The organism is Nocardioides sambongensis (assembly GCF_006494815.1).
In the GTDB taxonomy this organism is placed as follows: Bacteria; Actinomycetota; Actinomycetes; order Propionibacteriales; family Nocardioidaceae; genus Nocardioides; species Nocardioides sambongensis.
In genome coordinates, this window is record NZ_CP041091.1 from 1,961,926 (window position 1) to 1,984,567 (window position 22,642).

Annotated in this window: 20 protein-coding genes and 2 pseudogenes; 4 read left to right on the forward strand and 18 right to left on the reverse strand. The window is 72.3% G+C overall.

The features are described 5' to 3' along the window. Positions 1 to 13 precede the first annotated feature (13 nt). The 5 genes and pseudogenes from infB to rimP all read right to left on the reverse strand — a co-directional run bounded on the left by infB (position 14) and on the right by rimP (position 6,551). Positions 14 to 2,877, reverse strand: a pseudogene (gene infB / locus FIV43_RS09170) (translation initiation factor IF-2). 96 nt (positions 2,878 to 2,973) lie between these two features. Continuing rightward, the gene (locus FIV43_RS09175) at positions 2,974 to 3,333 is read right to left on the reverse strand and encodes a YlxR family protein (RefSeq protein WP_231123872.1); all 360 of its coding nucleotides are present in this window, start codon (positions 3,331 to 3,333) and stop codon (positions 2,974 to 2,976) included. A gap of 51 nt (positions 3,334 to 3,384) precedes the next feature. Beyond that, entirely contained in the window at positions 3,385 to 4,941 is a 1,557-nt protein-coding gene (locus FIV43_RS09180; RefSeq protein ID WP_141013880.1) for a sialidase/neuraminidase family protein, read from the reverse strand. Between the two features lie 135 nt (positions 4,942 to 5,076). Further along, entirely contained in the window at positions 5,077 to 6,057 is a 981-nt protein-coding gene (nusA, locus tag FIV43_RS09185; RefSeq protein WP_141013881.1) for a transcription termination factor NusA, read from the reverse strand. Then, a complete protein-coding gene (gene rimP / locus FIV43_RS09190) occupies positions 6,057 to 6,551 on the reverse strand; it encodes a ribosome maturation factor RimP (protein ID WP_141013882.1) in 495 nt (164 codons plus the stop codon). The genes nusA and rimP overlap by 1 nt, the downstream gene beginning before the upstream one ends. Positions 6,552 to 6,654: 103 nt before the next feature. Between rimP and FIV43_RS20940 the strand changes: the two genes are divergently transcribed. Together FIV43_RS20940 and FIV43_RS09195 are read left to right on the forward strand one after the other, a co-directional pair. Next, positions 6,655 to 6,792: a hypothetical protein gene (locus tag FIV43_RS20940; protein WP_181407736.1), complete on the forward strand. Its 138-nt coding sequence runs from the start codon at positions 6,655 to 6,657 to the stop codon at positions 6,790 to 6,792. Positions 6,793 to 6,808: 16 nt separating this feature from the next. Continuing rightward, on the forward strand, positions 6,809 to 7,603 hold the full coding sequence (locus tag FIV43_RS09195) for a ferritin-like domain-containing protein (protein ID WP_141013883.1): 795 nt from the start codon (positions 6,809 to 6,811) through the stop codon (positions 7,601 to 7,603). A gap of 336 nt (positions 7,604 to 7,939) precedes the next feature. On the opposite strand, the gene FIV43_RS09200 is transcribed toward FIV43_RS09195, so the two are convergent. From FIV43_RS09200 to FIV43_RS09210, 3 genes are read right to left on the reverse strand one after another with little or no spacing between them, the layout of a single operon-like run. Continuing rightward, positions 7,940 to 9,445 carry an acetyl-CoA hydrolase/transferase family protein gene (locus FIV43_RS09200; protein WP_141013884.1) on the reverse strand — a complete coding sequence of 502 codons (1,506 nt, stop codon included), beginning with the start codon at positions 9,443 to 9,445 and terminating at the stop codon, positions 7,940 to 7,942. Between the two features lie 32 nt (positions 9,446 to 9,477). After that, positions 9,478 to 11,265 carry a proline--tRNA ligase gene (locus tag FIV43_RS09205; protein WP_231123873.1) on the reverse strand — a complete coding sequence of 596 codons (1,788 nt, stop codon included), beginning with the start codon at positions 11,263 to 11,265 and terminating at the stop codon, positions 9,478 to 9,480. A gap of 30 nt (positions 11,266 to 11,295) precedes the next feature. Continuing rightward, complete coding sequence (locus FIV43_RS09210; protein WP_141013885.1) at positions 11,296 to 12,141, reverse strand: GNAT family N-acetyltransferase; 846 nt, start codon at positions 12,139 to 12,141, stop codon at positions 11,296 to 11,298. Positions 12,142 to 12,299: 158 nt separating this feature from the next. Here FIV43_RS09210 and FIV43_RS09215 point away from each other — a divergent pair, with 158 nt between their 5' ends. Then, complete coding sequence (locus FIV43_RS09215) at positions 12,300 to 13,196, forward strand: homocysteine S-methyltransferase family protein (protein WP_141013886.1); 897 nt, start codon at positions 12,300 to 12,302, stop codon at positions 13,194 to 13,196. A gap of 48 nt (positions 13,197 to 13,244) precedes the next feature. Here FIV43_RS09215 and ispG read toward each other — a convergent pair whose 3' ends face one another. From ispG to FIV43_RS09245, 7 genes and pseudogenes are all read right to left on the reverse strand, one after another. Further along, positions 13,245 to 14,405 (reverse strand): flavodoxin-dependent (E)-4-hydroxy-3-methylbut-2-enyl-diphosphate synthase, encoded by a 1,161-nt coding sequence (ispG, locus tag FIV43_RS09220; RefSeq protein ID WP_141013887.1) that lies wholly within the window; start codon positions 14,403 to 14,405, stop codon positions 13,245 to 13,247. A gap of 67 nt (positions 14,406 to 14,472) precedes the next feature. After that, complete coding sequence (locus FIV43_RS23490; protein WP_231123874.1) at positions 14,473 to 14,931, reverse strand: site-2 protease family protein; 459 nt, start codon at positions 14,929 to 14,931, stop codon at positions 14,473 to 14,475. A 208-nt stretch (positions 14,932 to 15,139) separates the two neighbouring features. Next, positions 15,140 to 15,844: pseudogene (locus FIV43_RS23495) on the reverse strand (site-2 protease family protein); the annotation flags it as partial. Between the two features lie 16 nt (positions 15,845 to 15,860). Further along, on the reverse strand, positions 15,861 to 16,958 hold the full coding sequence (locus tag FIV43_RS09230; RefSeq protein ID WP_141013888.1) for a 1-deoxy-D-xylulose-5-phosphate reductoisomerase: 1,098 nt from the start codon (positions 16,956 to 16,958) through the stop codon (positions 15,861 to 15,863). A gap of 25 nt (positions 16,959 to 16,983) precedes the next feature. Further along, positions 16,984 to 17,385: an MmcQ/YjbR family DNA-binding protein gene (locus FIV43_RS09235; protein ID WP_141013889.1), complete on the reverse strand. Its 402-nt coding sequence runs from the start codon at positions 17,383 to 17,385 to the stop codon at positions 16,984 to 16,986. Positions 17,386 to 17,455: 70 nt separating this feature from the next. Next, a complete protein-coding gene (meaB, locus tag FIV43_RS09240) occupies positions 17,456 to 18,442 on the reverse strand; it encodes a methylmalonyl Co-A mutase-associated GTPase MeaB (RefSeq protein WP_141013890.1) in 987 nt (328 codons plus the stop codon). A 10-nt stretch (positions 18,443 to 18,452) separates the two neighbouring features. Next, on the reverse strand, positions 18,453 to 19,655 hold the full coding sequence (locus tag FIV43_RS09245; protein ID WP_141013891.1) for an acetyl-CoA C-acetyltransferase: 1,203 nt from the start codon (positions 19,653 to 19,655) through the stop codon (positions 18,453 to 18,455). 191 nt (positions 19,656 to 19,846) lie between these two features. Here FIV43_RS09245 and mce point away from each other — a divergent pair, with 191 nt between their 5' ends. After that, the gene (gene mce, locus FIV43_RS09250) at positions 19,847 to 20,296 is read left to right on the forward strand and encodes a methylmalonyl-CoA epimerase (protein WP_141013892.1); all 450 of its coding nucleotides are present in this window, start codon (positions 19,847 to 19,849) and stop codon (positions 20,294 to 20,296) included. A gap of 36 nt (positions 20,297 to 20,332) precedes the next feature. On the opposite strand, the gene FIV43_RS09255 is transcribed toward mce, so the two are convergent. From FIV43_RS09255 to FIV43_RS09265, 3 genes are all read right to left on the reverse strand, one after another. Then, positions 20,333 to 21,187, reverse strand: a complete 855-nt coding sequence (locus FIV43_RS09255; RefSeq protein WP_196781022.1) for a 5-oxoprolinase subunit C family protein — start codon at positions 21,185 to 21,187, stop codon at positions 20,333 to 20,335. Further along, positions 21,184 to 21,855, reverse strand: a complete 672-nt coding sequence (locus tag FIV43_RS09260; RefSeq protein ID WP_231123876.1) for a 5-oxoprolinase subunit B family protein — start codon at positions 21,853 to 21,855, stop codon at positions 21,184 to 21,186. Before FIV43_RS09260 ends, FIV43_RS09255 begins: the two co-directional genes overlap by 4 nt. 61 nt (positions 21,856 to 21,916) lie before the next feature. Next, positions 21,917 to 22,609, reverse strand: a complete 693-nt coding sequence (locus tag FIV43_RS09265; RefSeq protein ID WP_407938877.1) for a LamB/YcsF family protein — start codon at positions 22,607 to 22,609, stop codon at positions 21,917 to 21,919. Between the last annotated feature and the right edge of the window lie 33 nt (positions 22,610 to 22,642).

Below are 22,642 nucleotides of genomic sequence, written 5' to 3' on the forward strand. Positions count from 1 at the left end.
GATCGCGTGCGGGTCAGGCCCGCGGGATCTCCTTCATCTCGAAGGCCTCGACGATGTCGCCCTCCTTGATGTCCTGGAAGTTCTTGAGCACGAGACCGCACTCGAAGCCCTCCCTGACCTCCGACGCGTCGTCCTTCTCCCGCTTGAGCGAGGCGAGGTCGAGGTTGTCGGAGATGACGGCGCCGTCGCGGAGCAGACGCACCTTGGCGTTGCGCCGGATCAGGCCGCTGGTGACCATGCAACCGGCGATGTTGCCGATCTTGGAGGAGCGGAAGATCGCCCGGATCTCGGCCTGGCCGAGCTGGACCTCTTCGTACTCCGGCTTGAGCATGCCCTTGAGGGCCGCCTCGATCTCCTCGATCGCCTGGTAGATGACCGAGTAGTAGCGGATCTCGACGCCTTCCTTGTCGGCCATCTGCGCCGCCTTGCCCTGGGGCCGGACGTTGAAGCCGATGATGATGGCGTCCGAGGCGGCGGCCAGGTCGACGTTGGTCTCGGTGATCGCACCGACACCGCGGTCGATGACCCGGAGGCTGACCTCGTCGCCGACGTCGATCTGGGCCAGTGCGTCCTCCAGGGCCTCGACCGAACCGGACACGTCGCCCTTGAGGATGAGGTTGAGCTCCTGGCTCTCGCCCTTCTCCATGGAAGCCATGAAGTCCTCGAGGGAACGGCGCACCCGGCGCTTCGCCTGCTGGGCGGCACGCTCGCGTGCCTCCCGCTTCTCAGCGATCTGGCGCGCCATCCGGTCGTCCTCGACCACGATGAAGTTCTGGCCGGCACCGGGCACCGAGGAGAGACCGAGGACCATCGCCGGACGAGCCGGGTCGGCCTCTGCCATCTCCGTGCCGTGCTCGTCGAGCATGGCACGCACCCGACCGTAGGCGGGGCCGGCGACGATCGAGTCACCGACGCGCAGGGTGCCGCGCTGGACCAGGATCGTGGCGACCGGACCGCGACCGCGGTCCAGGTGCGCCTCGACGACCAGGCCCTGGGCGTCCTGCACGGGGTTGGCCCGCAGGTCCAGCGACGCGTCGGCGGTCAGCACGATCGACTCGAGCAGCTTGTCGAGGTTCTGACCGGCCTTGGCCGAGACGTCGACGAACATGGTGTCGCCGCCGTACTCCTCGGGACCAGCCCGTACTCGGACAGCTCGCCACGGACCTTGACCGGGTCGGCGTCGGGCTTGTCGATCTTGTTCACCGCGACCACGATCGGCACCTCGGCCGCCTTGGCGTGGTTGAGCGCCTCGATCGTCTGCGGCATCACGCCGTCGTCGGCCGCGACCACCAGCACCGCGATGTCGGTCGCCTGCGCACCACGGGCACGCATGGCGGTGAACGCCTCGTGACCCGGGGTGTCGATGAAGGTGATCCGACGGTCCTCGCCGTCCACGTCGGTGTGCACCTGGTACGCACCGATGTGCTGGGTGATGCCACCGGCCTCACCCGCGACGACGTTGGCGTTGCGCAGCGCGTCGAGCAGCTTGGTCTTACCGTGGTCGACGTGACCCATCACGGTCACCACCGGCGGCCGGACGACCAGGTCGTCCTCGTCGCCCTCGTCGGCGCCGAACTCGATGTCGAACGACTCGAGCAGCTCGCGGTCCTCGTCCTCGGGCGAGACGACCTCGACCTTGTAGTTGAGCTCGTCACCGAGCAGCTCCAGGGTCTCGTCACCGACCGACTGGGTCGCGGTGACCATCTCACCGAGGTGGAACAGCATCTGCACCAGCGAGGCCGCGTCGACGCCGATCTTCTCCGCGAAGTCGGTCAGCGAGGAGCCGCGGGCCAGACGCACGGTCTCGCCGTTGCCCTTGCGGACCCGCATGCCGCCGATGGTCGGGGCCTCCATGGCCTCGAACTCCTGGCGACGTGCCCGCTTGGACTTCCGTCCGCGACGCGCCGGACCACCCGGACGCCCGAAGGCGCCCTGGGTCTGGCCACGCTGGCCGGGGCGGCCGCCGCCGGGGCGACCGCCGCCGAAGCCGCCGGGGCGACCCGGAGCTCCGCCGCCCGGACCGCCACGGCCCGGGGCACCGCCACGACCGGGCGCACCCGGTCGGCCGGGCGCACCGCCACGTCCACCGGGACCACCTCGGCCACCGTTGCCGGCGCCGAAGGCGGCCGGGGACTTGGGCATCATCGCCGGGTTCGGGCGCGGCATCCCCGGACGGCCGCCGGGGGCTGCCGGACGCGGTCCACGGGACTCGCCACCGCTGCCGCCGGCGTCGCCGCCGCCGGTGTCACGCTGCGGGGCGGGCCGTCGGCCCATGCCCTGTGACGAGGCGAACGGGTTGTTGCCGGGGCGCGGCGTACCGCCGGGCTTGCCGACCGGACGCGGCGCCGGAGCCTTGGGCTTGGGTGCACCGGGCTTCGGCGCGGAGGCGCCGCCGTCCCGGCGCGGTGCGGGCTTGCGGGCTGCCGGGGCCTCGGGGGCCGGCTTGGGCGCGGCGGGACCGGGCTTGGGCGCGGCAGGGCCGGGCTTGGGCGCGGCGGGGCCGGGCTTCGGCGCTGCCTTCTTCGGCGCCTCCGGGGCCGGCGCCGGCGCCGGGGCCGGGGTCTCGGCGGCGGGGGCCTGGGCCTCGGCCGCAGGCGCCTCGGCGACCGGAGCCGCGGGGGCCGGCTTCGGGCCGGGCTTGGGTGCTGCCTTCTTCGCGGCGGGCTTGGCGGCAGGCTTGTCAGCCGGCTGCGCCGGGGCGTCGCCGCCGGACTTCAGCTTGTCGCCGTACTCCTTGCGGAAGCGCATCTCCGCAGGCAGCTCGACGGTGGAGCTCGCCGACTTGACGAACTCCCCCATCTCCTTGAACTTCTCGAGAACGAACTTGCTCTCGACTCCGAACTCCTTGGCGAGTTCGTGGACTCGGGTCTTGGCCACGTTTCTCCTTCTGGCCCAAGACCCGATCGGGGGATCTCAGACCGCTGGTGGGTGGTGCAGAACGAACTGGCTCATCGCGAAGTACTCATCGAGTGCTCATGAGCTGCTGCTCCAGTCTCTGTCGGTCGGATCGGCACGGATGCGAGTCAGGTAGTCCGCCAGCGGCACGCTGGAGAGTCCTGCCCCGTCCTGCGTGAAGCGCAGGGCACGGGCGAAGGCTCTCCGCCGCACCGCGAGGTCGTAACACTCGGTCGTGGGATGCAGGTGCGCCCCGCGACCGGGTGCGGAACCGTCGGGATCGGGCCGGACGATCGGGTGACCGTCGTGGTCCGAGCCGGCGGTCACCCGCAACAACTCGCGTCGGGAAGCCCGTTGACGACAACCGATGCAGGTGCGGACCGGTCCCTCGAGGAGAGATCCGTCCGTTTCGGCATGGGATTGCAGTCGGCGGGCCACCGGCGTCAACTCTACCGCTTCGCCCGCACGACACCGAACCGGGATGCCCGGTCAGTCGCAGTAGAACGGTCTCGCGGCCCGCTGGTAGGTGGCCAGCACCGCGCCGTCGGCGTCGGTGTAGGTCATCGAGCCGTCGGCCTCCAGCGTCGCGAAGCCGTAGACGCTCCCCGAGGGGATGCCGTCGCGCTTCGGCACCGGCCACCCCCGGGGTGCCCCCGACCACGCCTCGGGCCACGTCCTCGCGCCGTCGTCGGTGCGACGCCAGGTGCTGTCGGCGAACCAGACCCGCTCGATCCCGCAGTGGGTGTTGAGCGGGTGCGCGTAGGTGGTGCCCATCTCCGGCGCCTCCCCCTCGGCCAGCATCGTCACCTGCACGGTCTCCGGCTCGGCGACTGACGACGCGTCGGGGACCTCGCCCCAGGAGGTCCACGTGCGCACCCGCACCCCGCGAGCCGTCGTACCGAGTGCCAGCACGCGCCCGTCGGCGGTGCCGACCACTGCGTCCAGCTCGTCGCTCGCGCCGAGGGCGACCGGTCGCCAAGCTCCGTCTCCCTCCCCGGCGACGACCACCGGTGGGGGTTGGGCTCCGCACTGCCGGAGATCGGCATAGCAGACCTCCGGGCTGAACCAGTCGGGCTCGCCGCCGGCCGCCGCCTGCCAGGTGAGGAAGCGGTCGCCGGCGCGCCAGAGGGGTGCCCAGTCCTCCTCGTCGGCGGCACCGAGACCCGCGACCGGGCGCCAGGAGAGGCCTGCATCGTCCGAGCGCACGACGCGACGGTCACCACCGACGACCGTCGCGAGCACGGGGCCGTTCGTCGTGGCGTCGAGACCGACGACGCGCTGGGCCGCCGCCAGGTCGCTGTCGTCGGAGGCTCGCCAGGTCTCACCGTCGTCGCTGGTCCAGATCGCGGCGTGGGGGCCGACCTGGCCGCCGAGGACGATCGTCGATCCGGTCGTGACGGCATCGCCGACGGCGGACTCCGTCCGGTAGCCGCGGTAGTCGGGCACGTCCGGAAGATCGACCTCGGCGTAGGTGCTCCCGTCGGTGCTGCTCCACGCCTGCGCCGTGAAGCCGCCCATCGACGGGTCGTCCGCCGTACGGTAGGCGCCGACGGCGAGCAGCTGTTGGTCGTGGACGACGAGGTCGTTGACATCGGCGGGCCGGGCGAACCCGGTCACCTCGACCCGCTCCCAGACCAGTCCGTCGTCGCTGCGCACCGCGAACGGCTCGTGCACGAGCTCCTCGTCGCCGCCACGTCGCTCGACCCCTCCGGTCCCCAGCGCGTACCAGGCGCCGTCGGCGAGCCGGACCGGATCGTCGAGCATCGCCCACCGCACGCCGGTGACGAGCTCCTCACCCGGCCGGAACGGCCCCCCGTCGTCGGAGAACTGCGACCGGACGACGCCGTCGTCGGAGGTGGTCAGCACGAGTACGGCGTCCCCGTGGACCGCCACGGCCAGCGGGGAGTCCGCACCGCGGTCCAGGACAAGGTGCTGCTCGGCCGGGGCGGCACCGGTCTGCGGCGCCGGCGCGGAGGGCTGCTCGCCGCAGGAGGTCAGGACGCCGACCCCGAACGCCACCGCCAGGCACACCGCTCCGATCCGCATGCGGCTTCGACGAACGGATCCAGCGCACGGTTCCGCACCAAGGGGGACTTGTCGGCCGAAACCCGCACGACACGCCGATGCGCACCGGCGTGTCGTGCGGGTTTCACCGGTCGACCGGTGAAACCCGCAGGCCCGTCAGTCCGCGTCCACCGGCTCCTCATCGGAGTGGATGTCGATGCGCCACCCGGTCAGGCGGGCGGCGAGACGGGCGTTCTGGCCCTCCTTGCCGATCGCCAGGGACAGCTGGAAGTCCGGGACGACGACGCGTGCCGACCGAGCGGCCTCGTCGACGACGGTCACCGACTTCACCTGGGCCGGCGAGAGTGCGTTCGCGACCAGCCTGGCCGGGTCGTCGGACCAGTCGACGATGTCGATCTTCTCGCCCGAGAGCTCGGCCATCACGTTGCGCACCCGCTGGCCCATCGGACCGATGCAGGCGCCCTTGGCGTTGAGCCCGGAGACGGTCGAGCGGACCGCGATCTTGGTCCGGTGCCCGGCCTCCCGGGCGATCGCCGAGATCTCCACCGAGCCGTCCGCGATCTCGGGCACCTCGAGCGCGAAGAGCTTCTTCACCAGGTTGGGGTGGGTGCGCGACAACGTGACCTGCGGGCCCCGCATGCCCTTGCGCACCGACACCACCAGGCACTTGATCCGGGTCCCGTGCCGGTAGTCCTCACCGGGCACCCGCTCACCGACCGGCAGCAGCGCCTCGAGCTTGCCGAGATCGACCATCACGTCGTCGCGGTTGCGACCCTGCTGGATCACACCGGAGAGGATGTCGCCCTCCTTGCCGGAGAACTCGCCGAACTTGATCTCGTCCTCGGCGTCGCGCAGCCGCTGCAGCATGATCTGCTTCGCCGTGGTCGCCGCGATCCGGCCGAAGCCGTCCGGGGTGTCGTCGTACTCCCCGATCCGGTTGCCCTCGGCATCGAGCTCGGCCGCCATCACCCGGACGTGCCCGGACTTGCGGTCCAGGTCGACCCGGGCGTCCTCGTGCGCGCCCGGCGTCTTGTGGTAGGCGGTCAGCAGCGCCTGCTCGATCGCCTCGACCAGGACATCGAACTTGATCTCCTTCTCGCGCTCCAGCATCCGCAGGATGCTCAGGTCGATGTCCATCAGTGATCGTCCTTCCGGTTGAACTCGATCTGTACCAGGGCCTTCGTGATCTCGGCCCGGTCGAGAACCTGCTCGACGCCGTCGACCCGCAACGTCACCCGCGCATCGTCGCTGGCGGCGATCCTGCCGACCAGTGTCCGCCCGTCCTCGAGGGTGGCCTTCACCATCCGTCCCTCGTTGCGCCGCCAGTGGCGGGCCAGGGTGAGTGGGCGGTCCACGCCGCGCGAGGTCACCTCGAGGGTGTAGGGCTGCTCGCCCATCACGTCGGTCGCCTCGATCTCCGCATCGATGATCTTGGTGGCCGTGGCGACGTCGTCCAGCGTGATCCCACCGTCCTTGTCGATGGCGACGCGCAGCACACGGCGCTTGCCGGCCGGGGTGATCTCCACGGCCTCCACGTCCACACCCAGCTCGGCGAGACGACCGTCCTCGCCACCGATCAGGGACTCGATCCTCGCTGCGTCGCGATCCGCGGAGGTTCTGTTCGAACTCATCGGAGTCTCCTGTGTCCTGTTGTGGGTCTTCACCACCCCGAACGCCCGGACGGGCGAACAGGGTCGAGAAGGACACGATAGCGGCTGCGGATAAGGTCACCGGGTGCCCCGCCCCGACGTCCGCCCGCCGCTGCTGCGACGCCGCCGTCTGCTCGGCTCGGCGACGGCCCTCGCGGGCCTGCTCGTGGTCGGCGCCGCGGGGTGTGACGCAGGGGACGCGCCGGCCCCGAGGGCGCGGTGACACCGACGGCTCCCCGGTGGACGCCGACACCGAGCTGGTGGAGCGCACCGGGCAACAGATCGCCGACAGCGCCGCCGTGGTGACGGCCGCGGGCGCTGCGGCACCGGCCCTGCGGCCGCAGACCCGACGCCTGGACGCGCTGCACGACGCGCACCTCGCCGCGCTGGAGTGGGCGGGCGACCCCCGGCCCGCCGACACCGTACGGCGCGGCCAGGCGGCAGCGACCGTCGAGCGGACCGAGCAGCAGCTGCAGCGCGACCTCGTCGATGCCTCCCTCGACGCCGGGAGCGGCGGCCTGGCCCAGCTCTTCGCCGCCATGGCGGCCGGCATCGCGCAGCAGGAGGGCGCGGTCGAGATCCCGGGTCCCTCGGTCCCCTCGGGCGGTACCGCGACCGTGCCGGCGCTGCAGGAGGCGCTGGCCGCCGAGCATGCTGCCGTCTTCGTGCTCGGCGCCCTCGGCGCCCGCACCTCGCAGTCGGCCGCGCCGACGTCGTACGGGCTGCTGACCGACGCCTACCTGACGCACCAGGCCCGACGTGACACGCTGGTGGAGATGGTGCGCGCGGCCGGCGCCAGTCCCCGACCCGCCGAGCCGGGCTACCAGCTCGGCGCCCTGCAGAACGCGGCGCAGATCGAGCGGCGGGCAGGGCAGCTGGAGACCTCGTGCCAGGACGTCTACGCCTACCTGGTGGCCAACGCCACCGGGGCGCAGCGGCGGTATGCGATCGGCGCACTCCTCGACGCGGCGGTACGCGCCCGCTCGTTCGGCGCCGCGGCGGAGAACCTTCCCGGACTCGCCGACCAGGGTTGACCACGGAGCCGGGCGGAGGCTCTCCTCCGCACCAGGTGCCGGAAAAACTCCGATGACCCGTGCGTTGCGCCTGCGGGGAACTCCCGAGATGTTCCCCGAAGACCACACGGGCCATCGGTGACCGGGGACAACGGTCTTGAGATCGAGCGGAGAGGTGGGGCTCGCCGCTGCGACATGCACGATCATGCAACACCGAGGTACCTCAGGTCGCCCCCGAGCGATCCTCAGAAATGTGCACTGCACAAACCTGCAGTTCGTGACGGCGTCCGCGGGCACCTTGCAGACTTCTGCAGGACCCCCTCTGCGGAGTACCCGACGACGGCCGGGCCGGCAGGCTCACATCGCGCCGTCGTCGAGGTAGCGCTGGTGCCAGCCGAGCGCCTCGGAGAGCAGGTGCGGAGTGTGCCGAGCCTGCGGCCGCGCGGCGCGGGCACGCTCCACGTAGTCCCGCAGCCGGTCGCGGAAGTCCGGGTGGGCGCAGTGATCGATCACCCGGCTCGCTCGGTCGCTGGGCGAGAGTCCGCGCAGGTCGGCGAGTCCCTGCTCGGTGACCAGCACCTGGACGTCGTGCTCGGTGTGGTCGACGTGGCTGACCATCGGCACGATCGAGGAGATCGCGCCGCCCTTGGCGGTCGAGGGCGAGACGAAGAAGTTCAGGTACGCGTTGCGGGCGAAGTCACCGCTCCCGCCGATGCCGTTCATCATCGCGCTGCCCATCACATGGGTGGAGTTGACGTTGCCGTAGATGTCGGCCTCGAGCATCCCGTTGATCGCGATCACGCCGAGGCGGCGCACCAGCTCCGGGTGGTTCGAGATCTCCTGGCTGCGCAGCAGGATCCGCCCCTTGTAGGAGCCGACGTTGTCGAGGAAGCGCTGCTGGCCGGCGGGCGAGAGGCCGAACGAGGTCGCCGAGACCGCCGTCAGGCGGCCCGCGTCCAGCAGGTCGAGCAGACCGTCCTGGATCACCTCGGTGAAGGCGCTGAGGTGCTCGAACTCGGCGTCCATCAGGCCCGCCATCACCGCGTTGGCCACGTTGCCGACGCCCGACTGCAGCGGCAGCAGCTCCGGCGGCAGCCGGCCGGCCCCGACCTCGTGCCGGAGGAAGTCCACCAGCTGCTCGGCCATCGCCCGCGAGGCCGCGTCGGGAGGGGTCAGCGGCGTGTTCCGGTCCGGCGCATCGGTCTCCACCACCGCGACCACCTTGGCCGGGTCGACCCGGAGGTACGGGTCGCCGATGCGCTGCAACGGCTCGGTCAGCTGGATCGGGATCCGGTGCGGCGGGCGCGCGGTCCCGTAGTAGACGTCGTGGAAGCCCTCGAGGTCGCGCGGGAGCCAGTGGTTGACCTCGAGCACCACCCGGTCGGCGAGCTCGAGCCAGGTCTTGTTGTTGCCCAGGGACGTGCCCGGGACCAGCAGACCGTTGGGCAGGATCGCGGCGACCTCGACCACGGCGACGTCCAGCGGACCGTAGAAGCCGAACCACGCCTGCTGTGCGGCGTGGGAGAGGTGGACGTCGACGTAGTCGACGGTGCCGTCGTTGATCAGGCGACGCAGGTCCGGGTCCGAGCTGTAGGGCAGGCGCCGGGCCACGCCGTCGGCCCGGGCCAGCTCTCCGTCGACCTCCGGACCGGTCGACGCCCCGGACCACAGACCGATCCGGAACTCCTCGCCCCGCCCGTGCGCCTGGGTGATCCGGCGGGCCAGCGCGGCGGGCACCGCCTTCGGGAACCCCGCACCGGTGAAGCCGCTGATCCCGACCACGTCACCAGGACGGATCAGGGCGGCGGCCTCCTCGGCGCTCGTCCGTCGCGGGCCGAGCACGGGGCAGGTCACCCGCTCCATGTCGCCCTCCGCCCGGCCGCCCACCGACAGTCTCAGCCGCGGACCAGCTCGGTCAGGTGCTGTGCCGCGTCACCCACCGCGACATCCGTCCGGTCGCCGGTACGCCGGTCCTTGACCTCGACCTGTCCGTCGGCCAGACCGCGGCCCACGGTGACGATGGTGGGCACGCCGATCAGCTCGGCGTCCTTGAACTTCACCCCGGGGCTGACCTTCGGCCGGTCGTCGTAGAGGACCTCGATCCCGGCGCCGGCGAGCTCCGCGACCAACTGCTCCGCCGCCTCGAAGACGGCCGGGTCCTTGCCGGTGGCGACCACGTGCACGTCGTACGGCGCCACGTTGCGCGGCCAGCACAGGCCGATCTCGTCCAGGGTGTCCTCGGCAATGGCGGCCACCGCCCGGGTCACGCCGATGCCGTAGGAGCCCATGGTGACGGTGACCAGCTTGCCGTTCTCGTCGAGCACCTTCAGGTCCAGCGCGTCGGCGTACTTGCGACCGAGCTGGAAGACGTGGCCCATCTCGATGCCGCGGGCGGACTCGAGGGTGCCCGCGCGGCCCTCGGTCGCGCAGCGCGGGCAGGCGTCGCCGTCGCGCACCTCCGCCGCCTCGATGGTGCCGTCGGGGGTGAAGTCGCGACCGGCCACCAGGTCGAGGACGTGGCTGCCCTCGACGTTGGCGCCGGTCACCCAGGCGGTCCCGGTGACGACCCTGGGGTCGACCAGGTAGCGGATGCCGCTGGCGGACTCCTCCCCCAGCACCTCGGGGCCGATGTAGCCCTTGACCAGCGCCGGGTGCTTGCGCAGCTCGGCGTCGTCCATCGGCTCCACGGCGATCGGCTCGAGCTGACCCTCCAGGCGCTTGACGTCGACCTCGCGGTCGCCGGGCAGGCCGATGGCCAGCGGCTCGCGCGTGCCGTCCGGGTGCGCCAGCACCACCATCACGTTCTTCAGCGTGTCCGCGGCGGTCCACGCCCGGTCCGGGCGCGGGTACTGCTCGTTGAGGTGGTCCACCAGCGTGGCGATCGTCGGCGTCGCCGGGGTCTGCTCGGCGTGCGCCGCCGGCAGGGCGTCGTACGACGTCGCGGCCGGCGCGGGGACGGCGACCGCCTCCACGTTGGCGCCGTAGTCGCAGGTGGTGCAGCGGACGTAGGTGTCCTCGCCGACGGCGGCCTTGGCGAGGAACTCCTCCGAGGCGGAGCCGCCCATCGCACCCGAGGTCGCCTGCACCACGACGTACTCGAAACCGAGCCGGTCGAAGATCTTGACGTAGGCGGCCCGGTGGGCCGCATAGCTGGCCTCGAGCCCGGCGTCGTCGACGTCGAAGGAGTAGGAGTCCTTCATCACGAACTCGCGTCCGCGGAGCAGGCCGGCGCGGGGACGCGCCTCGTCGCGGTACTTGTTCTGGATCTGGTAGATGGCGAGCGGCAGGTCCTTGTAGGAGCCGTAGAGGTCTTTGACCAGGAGGGTGAACATCTCCTCGTGGGTCGGGCCGAGCAGGTAGTCGGCCTCCTTGCGGTCCTTGAGCCGGAAGATGCCGTCGCCGTACTCCGTCCAGCGGCCCGACGCCTCGTAGGGCTCGCGCGGCAGCAGGGCCGGGAAGGTCACCTCCTGCGCACCGATCCCGGCCATCTCCTCGCGGATGATCGCCTCGATCCGGCGCAGCACCTTCAGCCCCAACGGCAGCCAGGAGTAGATGCCGGGGGCGGCCCGGCGGATGTAGCCGGCCCGTACCAGCAGCTTGTGGCTGGGCACCTCGGCGTCGGCCGGGTCCTCCCGCAGGGTGCGAACGAACAGGGACGACATGCGGGCCACGCGCTCACTCATGACCGCAAGGTTAGGGCGTCGGGCGCCGCCTCAGAACATCACGGTGGCGAACCGGTCGGTCTCCACGAAGCCGACACGTTCGTAGACCGCCCGGGCGCTGTGGTTCCAGTCGTTGACGTAGAGGCTGACCACGGGAGCGACCTGGGCGCGCACGTAGCCGACGACGGCCGCCATGCCGGCCGCCGCCAACCCCTGCCCACGCCGATCGGGCGGCACCCACACGCCCTGGATCTGCGCCGCCGACGTGGTGGCGCAGGCCACCTCGGCCTTGAACACCACCTCGCCGCGCTCGAAGCGGGCGAACGACATCCCCCGGCCGATCAGCTGCGCGACCCGGGTCCGATAGAGGTCGCCGGCGCCGCCGGCCTCCGGGGAGATCCCGACCTCCTCGGTGTACATCGCGACGCAGGCGGGGTAGAGCACGTCGAGATCGGCGCGCACCGAGAGCCGGACCTCGGGGTCGGGCTCCACCTCGGGGTCCCGGGCGATCTCCAGGTGTCGCTGGTCCCACCGCAGCTCCCGCGGGGAGCCCCAGGCCGGCCCGACCCGCTCCCACAGCGGGCGCACCGCCTCCTGCGGCCCCACGATCGTCGACACGGTACGACGCCGGGTCAGCGCACGATCGGCGAAGGCCACCGCCGACTCGGGGTCGGCGCACACCGGCACCAGGTTGGCCGCGACGTGACAGGCCGCGACCAGCTCGCCGCCGTCGAACCGCCCCCACATCTCCCCGCCCAGCCAGCGCGGCTCGAGGTTGGTGGTGCGGGCGCGGTGCAGGGCGAAGACGTTGACCACCGGCTCACGCTCGGCGAGCTCGACGAAGGCCCCCAGATCCGCACTGCTGAGGGCGCGGATGCCGCGGCGGGTGGACAGCACGGGCTGAGCCTACGAGGTGCCGGCGCTGGCGGGTGCCGCCGTACCGCCCGGCGGGCGTGCTGCCGCGCGATTTCATCGATTCAGATGATTCGACCGGGTCCGATCGTTGCTAGGACGGCAGCACGGGCCGGCCCACGGCCCCGAGCGCAGGAGCGCGGATGCCCACTCGTCACGTGACCGACGGCGGCCTGGAGACCGACCTCATCTACCTACGTGGCTTCGACCTCCCCGAGTTCGCCGCCTTCCCGCTGCTCGACACCGACGAGGGGCGCGCCGCCCTGCGCGACTACTTCCTGCCCTATGCCGAGATCGCCGTCCGGGCGCAGGCGCCCCTGTTGCTGGAGACCCCCACCTGGCGGGCCAACCCCGACCACGCGGCCCTGCTGGGCTACGGCCCGGACGACCTGGCCCGGGTGAACCGGCTGGCGGTCGAGTTCCTCCGTGGCATCGCGGAGGAACGGGCCGACGACCTCGTCGGCTGGGACGTGGGCGGCACGCTCGGTCCGCGCGGAGACGGCTACGCGAGCGACGGCCCGGTCGACGCCGATGCGGCCGCGGAGTATCACCGTCCACAGCTGGCGGCCCTGGCCGGGGCGGGCGCGGGTCGGGCCACCGTGCTCACCCTGACCGAGGTCGGCGAGGCGATCGGGGTCAGCCGGGCGGCGGCCGACGTCGGTCTCCCGGTCGGCATCGGCTTCACGGTGGAGACCGACGGGCGACTCCCCGACGGGACCAGCCTGGCCACAGCCGTGGCGGCGGTGGACGCCGAGGCGCCGCCGACGTACTTCCTGGTGAACTGCGCCCACCCCCAGCACGTGCTGCGCGGGTTGGACGAGGGACCCTGGCGGGACCGGATCGGCGGCCTGCGGGTCAACGCATCGACGATGAGCCACGCCGAGCTGGACGTCGCCGAGAGCCTGGACGCCGGCGACCCGGCTCAGCTGGCCGCGGACCAGGAGCCGCTGCTGACCGCCTTCCCCGCGATCGAGGTGCTCGGCGGCTGCTGCGGCACCGACGCACGACACGTCGCGGCGATGTGGAGCGTCTCCGCCTGAGCACTCACCCACAACCGGACCGGGGTCAGCCTGGATGCACCGGCGGGATCAGCCGACGCTGACCTCGGCCGCGCCGCCCTCCACGGACTCCATCGACTCGGCGATCCGCATCGCCTCCTCGATCAGGGTCTCCACGATCTTCGACTCCGGCACCGTCTTGATGACCTCGCCCTTGACGAAGATCTGGCCCTTGCCGTTGCCCGAGGCGACGCCGAGGTCCGCCTCGCGGGCCTCGCCGGGCCCGTTCACGACGCAGCCCATGACGGCCACGCGCAGCGGGACCTCGAGGCCGTCGAGCCCGGCGGTCACCTCGTCGGCGAGCTTGTAGACGTCCACCTGGGCGCGCCCGCAGGAGGGGCACGAGACGATCTCGAGGCGGCGGGGCTTGAGGTTGAGGCTCTCCAGGATCTGGATGCCGACCTTGACCTCCTCGACCGGCGGTGCCGAGAGCGAGACCCGGATGGTGTCGCCGATGCCCTGGGACAGCAGCGCGCCGAACGCCGTGGCCGACTTGATCGTGCCCTGGAAGGCCGGACCGGCCTCGGTGACGCCGAGGTGCAGCGGCCAGTCGCCGGCCTCGGCGAGCAGCTCGTAGGCGCGGACCATGACCACCGGGTCGTTGTGCTTCACCGAGATCTTGAAGTCGCGGAAGCCGTGCTCCTCGAAGAGGCTCGCCTCCCAGATCGCCGACTCGACCAGCGCCTCCGGGGTGGCCTTGCCGTACTTCTCCAGCAGTCGCTTGTCGAGCGAGCCGGCGTTGACCCCGATCCGGATCGAGGTGCCGTGGTCGGAGGCCGCCTTGGCGATCTCCTTGACCTGGTCGTCGAACTTCTTGATGTTGCCCGGGTTGACCCGGACCGCCGCACAACCGGCCTCGATCGCCGCGAAGACGTACTTCGGCTGGAAGTGGATGTCGGCGATGACCGGGATCTGCGCCTTCTGCGCGATCGCCGGCAGTGCCTCCGCGTCGTCGGCGCTCGGGCAGGCGACCCGGACGATGTCGCAACCGGAGGCGGTGAGCTCGGCGATCTGCTGGAGGGTGGCGTTGACGTCGGAGGTGAGCGTCGTGGTCATCGACTGCACCGAGATCGGGTGGTCGCTGCCCACTCCCACCTTGCCGACCTGGATCTGGCGGGTCTGACGACGGGGCGCCAGCACCGGCGCCGGCGCCGAGGGCATCCCGAGACTGATCGGAGTGGTCGCGCTCATGGCTGCCAGCGTAGTCGGGCGCGCGCCACGACCACGACTCGACGCCGAGCCCTCCCGGCGCCCCCGGTCAGCCGTCGAGGCTGACCGGCACCACGAGGTCGCCGACGATCAGGATCACGCCGAACACCATGATCACCATGCCGACCACGTAGGCCACCGGGAGCAGCTTGGCCGCGTCCACGTAGCCCGGGTCCGGCCGGCGCCGGAGCCGGGCGGTGCCGCGGCGAGCCCCCTCCCACAGTGCGCTGGCGATGTGACCGCCGTCCAGCGGCAGCAGCGGGATGAAGTTGAACATGCCGATGAAGAAGTTGAAGCCGGCGATCAGCAGCAGCAGCGAGACCACCTTCTCGGTGACCTGGATCTCCTGGTGCGACGCCGTCTCGCCGGCGATCCGGCCGCCGCCGACGATGCTCACCGGGCCCTCGGGGTCGCGCTCGTGCAGGCCGACGATGGCCTCCGCGACATCCCAGACCTTCGCCGGGAGCGTGGCCAGCGAGTGCAGCACGTCGACGGTCATCGTGCCCATCTGGTCCAGCGTGTAGAGCGGGCCCCCGTGGTCGGTGGGCCTCGGGACGCACGCCGAGGAAGCCGACCGGTTGTGGCTCCTCGTCCTCCGCGGTCAGGAACCGCGGCGTCACGGTGGTGCGGGTCTGCAGCGTGACCTGCTCGCCATCCCGGTCCACCACCACGGTGGCCTTCCCGTCGCCGTTGTCACGGATCAGCCCCTGGAGCTGGCGCCAGTCGGTGACCGCGACGCCGTTGAACGAGACGAACTCGTCGCCGACCTCGATGCCGGCCTCGGCGGCCGGTGCCGGAGCGGTCTCGAGCTCCTCGGCCGTGCACGCCCGACCGTCCTCCTCCGGCGGCACGATGCAGCCCTGGACCTCGGCGACCGTGGTCTCGATGGTCTGGTCGCCGGGGTTGCCGTAGGTGGCGAAGACGCCGGTGAAGATGAAGAAGGCGATCAGGATGTTCACCGTCGGCCCGCCGGCCATCACGATGACCTTCTTCCACCACGGCAGCTTGTAGAAGAGGCGGTCGTGGTCCTCCGGACGGACCAGCTCCCACTCGGCCGCGCGGGCGTCGGAGATGAGCTGGGTGAACATGCCGGTGTTGGACTTGCGCACCTTGACCGCGTGCTCGACCACCCTGCCGTCGGCGTCGCGGATCTCCTCGACCTCGTCGGCCAGCTCGTGCGCGCCCGGCGGGAGCATCCCGACGATCTTCACGTAACCGCCGAGCGGGATCGCCTTGACCCCGTACTCGGTCTCCCCCACCTGCTTGGACCACACGGTGGGCCCGAAGCCGATGAAGTACTGGGTGACTTTCGCACCGAACCTCTTCGCCGGGATCATGTGGCCCAGCTCGTGCAGGCCGATGGAGACCAGGATCGCGAGGACGAAGACGACCACGCCGAGGATGTAGAGCAGGACGGTCATCGGGCTTCCTCGGTCTTCAACGCGTGTGGATCAGGGTGGTCGCGGTCTCCCGAGCCCACCGGTCGGCAGCGAGCACACCTTCCAGGGTGAGCTCCTCCCCAGAGCGTACGTCGTGGGCCGTCACCACGTCCGCCACAACGGCGACGATCCCCGGGAAGTCGAGCGCACCGTCGCGGAAGGCCGCGACGCACACCTCGTTGGCCGCGTTGTAGACCGCCGGCGCGCTGCCGCCCCGCCTCCCCGCCTCCCGGGCCAGCGAGACGGCCGGGAACGCCTCGTCGTCGAGCGGGGTGAACTCCCAGGTCTCGGCCCGGGTCCAGTCCACCGACGGCGCGGCGTCGGGGACCCGGTCCGGCCAGGCCAGACCGAGCGCGATCGGGATCAGCATCGTCGGTGGGCTGGCCTGGACCAGCGTCGAGCCGTCGACGAACTCCACCATCGAGTGGACCACGCTGGTCGGGTGCACCACGACCTCGATCCGGTCGTAGGGGATGCCGAAGAGCAGGTGCGCCTCGATCACCTCCAGCCCCTTGTTGACCAGCGTCGCGGAGTTGATGGTGATCACCGGCCCCATGTCCCAGGTCGGGTGGGCCATGGCCTGCTCGGGCGTGACCGCGGCGAGCTCCGCGCGGCTCCGGCCGCGGAACGGTCCGCCGCTCGCGGTGAGCACCAGGCGTCGTACCTCGTCCGGGGAGCCGCCGCGCAGGCACTGGGCCAGCGCGCTGTGCTCGGAGTCGACCGGCACGATCTGGCCGGGTGCCGCGCGCTCCAGCACCAGCGGACCTCCCATCACCAGCGACTCCTTGTTGGCCAGCGCCAACGTGTTGCCGGCGTCGAGGGCGGCCAGGGTGGGGCGCAGTCCGACGGCGCCGGTGATGCCGTTGAGCACGACGTCGCACCCGGACCCGGCGGCCTCGACGCTGGCGTCCTCGCCCAGCCCGTGGAAGGCGGGCGCGAACTCCTCGACCTGCGCGGCGAACAGGTCCGGGTTGCCGCCACCGGCGGTGAGCCCGACCACGCGGAAGCGGTCCGGGTTGCTCCGCACCAGGTCCAGGGCCTGGGTGCCGATCGAGCCGGTGGAGCCGAGGATGACGACGTCTCTCACGCCCGGCATCCTCGCAGCACCTGTGCCTCGGCGCTCAGTCGGCGCGGGCGGCGAGGAAGTCGGCGGCGAGCCGCTTGGGTGCCCGGAGCAGCCACGCCTCGACGATCAGCTCGTCCAGCTCGATGGGGTCGACACGATCGAGGCGGACCAGCACCGCGCTGTAGCCGTCGAGGTGCGGGATGGTGAGGAAGACGTCGGGATCGCTGGCGATCAGCGCCTGCTTGTCGGCCTCGTCGGCGACCCGCAGCCCGATCAGCTCCCCGTCCGGCACGTCCTGACCGAGCGACTCCAGATCGGCGACGTCCTTCTTGCCCAGCGGGCGCTCCCAGACGAATCCCCGGTCCTTGACGCGCCACATCGGCTGCCCCCAGGCCGGCCTCTCGGTGACCGCGGGGAGTGCGGCCGCGATGCGTCGTACGTCCTCCAGCGTCGGCATGCTCCGACACTAGGGGCCGGCGCCGACACCGGGCCCGGGTAGACGGACGCTGGTGTCAGGCACACCGATGCTAGGCGTCGGGCAGCAGGCTGTCGGCGGCCGCGTAGGGATCGGACTCCCCGGCGACCACGGCACGCGCGAGCCGGTCGAGGCGCCCGTCGCTGCCCACCGCCTCCCAGCGTCGGCGCAGCGCACCGAGCGCGAGCGCCTCGATCTCGTCCCGGACCCGGCGGACGCGACGCCGCTCGAGCTCTCCGGTGGCGGTCAGCCAGTCCCGGTGCTCGGCCAGCGCGTCGACCACCGCGGCGACACCGTCGCCGCTGGCCGCGGTGGTCATCAACACCGGCGGTCGCCACGCCTGGTCGGGGCGCTCGGCCAGCGCCAGCATCGAGCGCAGGTCGCGGCGGACCTTGCTCGCTCCGTCCCGGTCGGCCTTGTTGACCACGTAGAGGTCGCCGATCTCCAAGATGCCGGCCTTGGCGGCCTGGATGCCGTCGCCCATCCCGGGAGCGAGCAGGACCACGGTCGAGTCGGCGTGACCCGCGACCTCGACCTCGCTCTGCCCGACGCCCACCGTCTCCACCAGCACCACGTCGAAGCCGGCGCCGTCGAGGACCCGCATCGCCTGGGGCGTGGCCCAGGAGAGCCCGCCGAGATGCCCGCGGGCGGCCATCGAGCGGATGAAGACGCCACTGTCGGTCGCGTGGTCCGACATCCGGATCCGGTCACCGAGCAGTGCGCCGCCGGAGAACGGGGAGGACGGGTCGACGGCGAGCACCGCGACCCGGTCCCCGCGGCGGCGCAGCTCGGCCACCAGGGCGTTGGTGGAGGTCGACTTGCCGACTCCCGGAGCACCGGTGAGCCCGATGATCCGGGCGTGCCCGACATGGGGCGCGAGCGTCCGCATCACCTCCGGCAGCAGCGGTGACTCGTCCTCGACGAGGCTCAGCAGGCGACCGACCGCCCGCGACCGACCGTCGCGCGCCGCCGCCACCAGATCGGGAACGGCCGCCGCGGTGAGTCCGCGGCGGCCGCCTCCGGTGGTGCTGGGGTCCATGCAGCTCGGCTCAGGAGGCCGGGACGCGCACGATCAGGGCATCGCCCTGACCGCCGCCACCGCACAGCGCGGCCGCACCCACGCCACCACCGCGGCGCTGGAGCTCGAGGGCGAGGTGCAGCACGACCCGGGCGCCGGACATGCCGACGGGGTGGCCGAGCGCGATCGCGCCGCCGTTGACGTTGACCTTCTCCTCCGGGAGGTCGAGGGCGCGGGCCGACTCGATGCCGACCGCCGCGAACGCCTCGTTGAACTCGACCAGGTCGAGGTCGGCCGGCGTGATGCCCTCCTTCGCGCACGCCTTGGCGGTGGCGTTGGCGGGCTGCATCTGCAGGCTGGAGTCCGGGCCGGCGACCATGCCGTGGGCACCGATCTCGGCGAGCCAGGTCAGGCCGAGCTCCTCGGCCTTGGCCCTGCTCATCACGACCACCGCGCAGGCACCGTCGGAGATCTGCGAGGCGGAGCCCGCGGTGATGGTGCCGGACTTGGCGAACGCCGGCGGGAGCTTGCCGAGGGACTCGGCGGTGGTGTCGCCACGAACGCCCTCGTCGCTGGAGACCACGACCGGGTCGCCCTTGCGCTGTGGGATGGTGACCGGCACGACCTCGTCGTCGAAGACGCCGTTCTTCCACGCGGCGGCGGCCTTCTGGTGCGAGGCGGCGGCGAACGCGTCCTGCTCCTCACGGCTCAGGGCGGTGCCCTCGGCATTGATCTGCTCGGTCAGGCCACCCATCGCCTGCTGGGTCGCCTGGTCGTAGAGGGCGTCGTAGGCCATCGAGTCGACCAGTTTGGTGTCGCCGAACTTGAAGCCCTCACGGGACTTCGGCAGGAGGTGCGGCGCCTGCGTCATCGACTCCATGCCGCCGGCGACGATCACCTCGGCCTCGCCGGCGCGGATCATCTGGTCGGCGGTGGCGATCGCGTTGAGACCGGAGAGGCAGACCTTGTTGATCGTGATGGAGGGCATGCTCAGCGGCAGGCCGGCCGCGATGCCCGCGCTGCGCGCCGGGTTCTGCCCGGCACCGGCGAGGATGACCTGACCCATGATCAGGTAGTCGACCTGCTCACCGGAGACGCCTGCCTTCTCCAGCGCCCCCTTGATCGCCACGCCGCCGAGGTCGGCGGCGGAGAGGGTCTTCAGGCCACCGAGCAGGCGGCCGATCGGGGTGCGCGCACCGGCGACGATGACGCTCGGGCTGGCGGAGTGGGACATGGTGCCTCCGTGACTGCAGGACGTCGGCAGGGCTCTCCGACATCGGGATGGACTTGGGGCGGGGCCGGCCACGAGTTCGTCGGCCGACCGGACTGCTCGGCACACTACTCGGGGTAGACACCTCCGCGAGAGCGTCCACGGGTGACCGGTGAGGCTCTCGTCACAAGCCCCTCTCGCGCACAATAGCTCGCATGAGCATCACTGAGGACATGCCCGAGCAGCTGTTCACCGCGATCGACCACGTCGGCATCGCGGTGCCCGACCTGGACGTCGCGACGGCGTTCTACCGCGACACCTTCGGGATGGTCACGGTGCACGAGGAGGTCAACGAGGAGCAGGGGGTGCGCGAGGCGATGGTGGCGGTCGGCGACTCCGGCTCCTGCATCCAGCTGCTGGCGCCGCTGGACGAGTCCTCGACGATCGCGAAGTTCCTCGACCGCAGCGGGCCGGGCGTCCAGCAGATGGCCTACCGGGTGACCGACCTGGACCGGGTGTCGGCGCTGCTGCGCGAGCGCGGAGTGCGGCTGCTCTACCCCGAGCCGAAGCGCGGGACCGCGGACAGCCGGATCAACTTCGTCCACCCGAAGGACGCCGGCGGCGTACTGGTCGAGCTGGTGGAGCCGGCGGCCGAGGGGCACTGAGCCCCCACTCTGTATTCCGGGCGGCACCGAGCGCGCTCAGGAGTCGGCCCACCGGAACCGCACCGACTCCCCCGGTCGCAGCTGCGCGAGCCGGTCGGTGTCGCGGTCACGGACCACCCCGATCACCGGGTAGCCGCCGGTCACCGGGTGGTCGGCTCCGAGCACCACCGGACGCCCGCTCGGCGGCACCTGGATCGCCCCGCGGAGGGCGCCCTCGCTGGGCAGCTCCGCGGCGGCGGTCCGGGTGAGCCGGGGACCGTCCAGCCGCACACCCACCCGGTCGCTGTCCGCCTGGACCGTCCACCCACTCGCGACCAGCACCCGGGGGTCGGCGAACCAGTCCTCGCGCGGCCCCCGCACCACGTCGAGCACAGCGGGACCGGCGAACTCGGCCGGCGGCACCGCGTCCACCAGCAGCGGGCCGTCGGTCCCGGCGCCGACCTCCAGCAGGTCGCCCGCCCGGATCGGGGACGGCCCGAGCGAGGCGAGCGTGTCCCAGGACGCCGACCCGAGCACGGGAGCGACCCGGAGCCCTCCCCGCACGCCGAGATAGCTGCGCACGCCGTTCGCCGGCGGCCCGAGGCGCAGTCGTTGCCCCGGCCGGAGCGCGAGGACCGCACCCGAGGGCTCGGCCCGGCCGTCCACGGTCAGCGGCACCGGTGCCCCGGTGACGCAGACCCAGCAGGTCCCCGTCGCCTCCACCTCCAGCCCGCCGAGGACCACCTCCAGCGCCGCCGCGCCGGCAGCATTGCCCAGCAGCCGGTTCACCAGCCCGTACGACGCCCGGTCGGCCGCCCCCGCCGCGCCCACCCCGAGCGCGGCCAGCCCCGGGCGGCCGGCGTCCTGGACCAGCACCGGCCCCGCGGTCGCCCGCACCCGCAGCGCGGTCACCGCTCGTCCCCTGCGTGGTCCAGGTCGGCCTCGGGGATGCCGGTGACAGGTTCGGGCGTGCCGGTGCCGATGTCGGTGTCGGCGTCGGCGTCGGCGTCGATGAACCGGACCCGGGTCCCGGGGGCCAGCAGCGCCGGCGGTTCCCGCTCCACGTCCCAGAGGACCTGCTCGGTGTGGCCGATGAGCTGCCAGCCTCCGGGCGAGGAGCGCGGATAGACCCCGCTGAACGTCCCGGCCAGACCGACCGACCCGGTGGGCACCTTCTGGCGCGGCGTCTCGCGCCGGGGCACCTCCAGTCGCGGGTCACCGCCGACGAGGTAGCCGAAGCCGGGGGCGAAACCACAGAACGCAACCTGCCAGGTGCCCGTGGTGTGGGCGGCCACCACGCCGGCGACGCCGAGACCGGTCAGCTCACCGACCGCCTCCAGGTCGGGTCCGTCGTAGGCCACCCGGATCCGGACGGCCCCCGCGGCGGACTCGGCGGCCCGCTCCGCGGCCGGCGCTCCGGCCGCGACGAGGCGGTCCGCCGCCGGCAGCAGGTCCCGCAGCCGAGCCGGGCCGACGTGCGGGAGGGTGACCAGGAGGATCGTCCGGGCGGCCGGCACCAGGTCGATCACCAGGTCGGCGACCACCGGCAGGTCGCGCAGCGCCCGGGCCGCGATCAGCACCTGGTCGGTGTCGTCGACCTCGAGCAGCAGCCCGCGGTCGCCGTACGGGAGCCAGCGGGGGTCATGCGAAGGCTGCGATCCGCACGCCCGCCGCCTCCAGGCCGCGGCGCACGGCCGCGGCCAGCGCCGGAGCGCCCGGGGAGTCGCCGTGGACGCAGAGCGAGCCGACGGCGCCGGTGGCGACCAGGTCGGCCGCCTGCGCGGCGACCGCGTCGGGATCGGTCAGCACCGCGCCGGGCTCGGACCGAGGGACCAGCGTGCCGTCGGAGCGATACCCGCGGTCGGCGAAACCCTCGGCCACCACCGGCAGCCCGGCGGCGGCCGCGAGCTCGAGCAGCACCGCGCCCGGGAAGCCGAGGACCGGGAGCCCGCCGAAGTCGGCGACCGCCTGCACCACCGCCTCGGCCTGGGCCCGGTCGGTACGCACCGCGTGGTAGAGCGCGCCGTGCGGCTTGAGATAGGCCACCCGGGTCCCGGCCGCGCGGGCCAGGGCGTCGAGCGCACCGATCTGGTAGAGCACGTCGGCAGCCAGGTCCTCCGGGGTGATGTCGATGAACCGTCGCCCGAAGCCGGCCAGGTCCCGGTAGCCGACCTGGGCTCCGACGCTGACGCCCAGGGCGGCGGCGCGCTCCACCGTGCGACGCAGCGTGGCCGGGTCACCGGCGTGGAACCCGCAGGCGACGTTGGCGCTGGTCAGGTGCGGCAGCAGGGCAGCGTCGTCGCCGAGCTGCCAGCGCCCGAACGACTCCCCCACATCGGCGTTCAGGTCGATGGCCGGGGGCTCGCT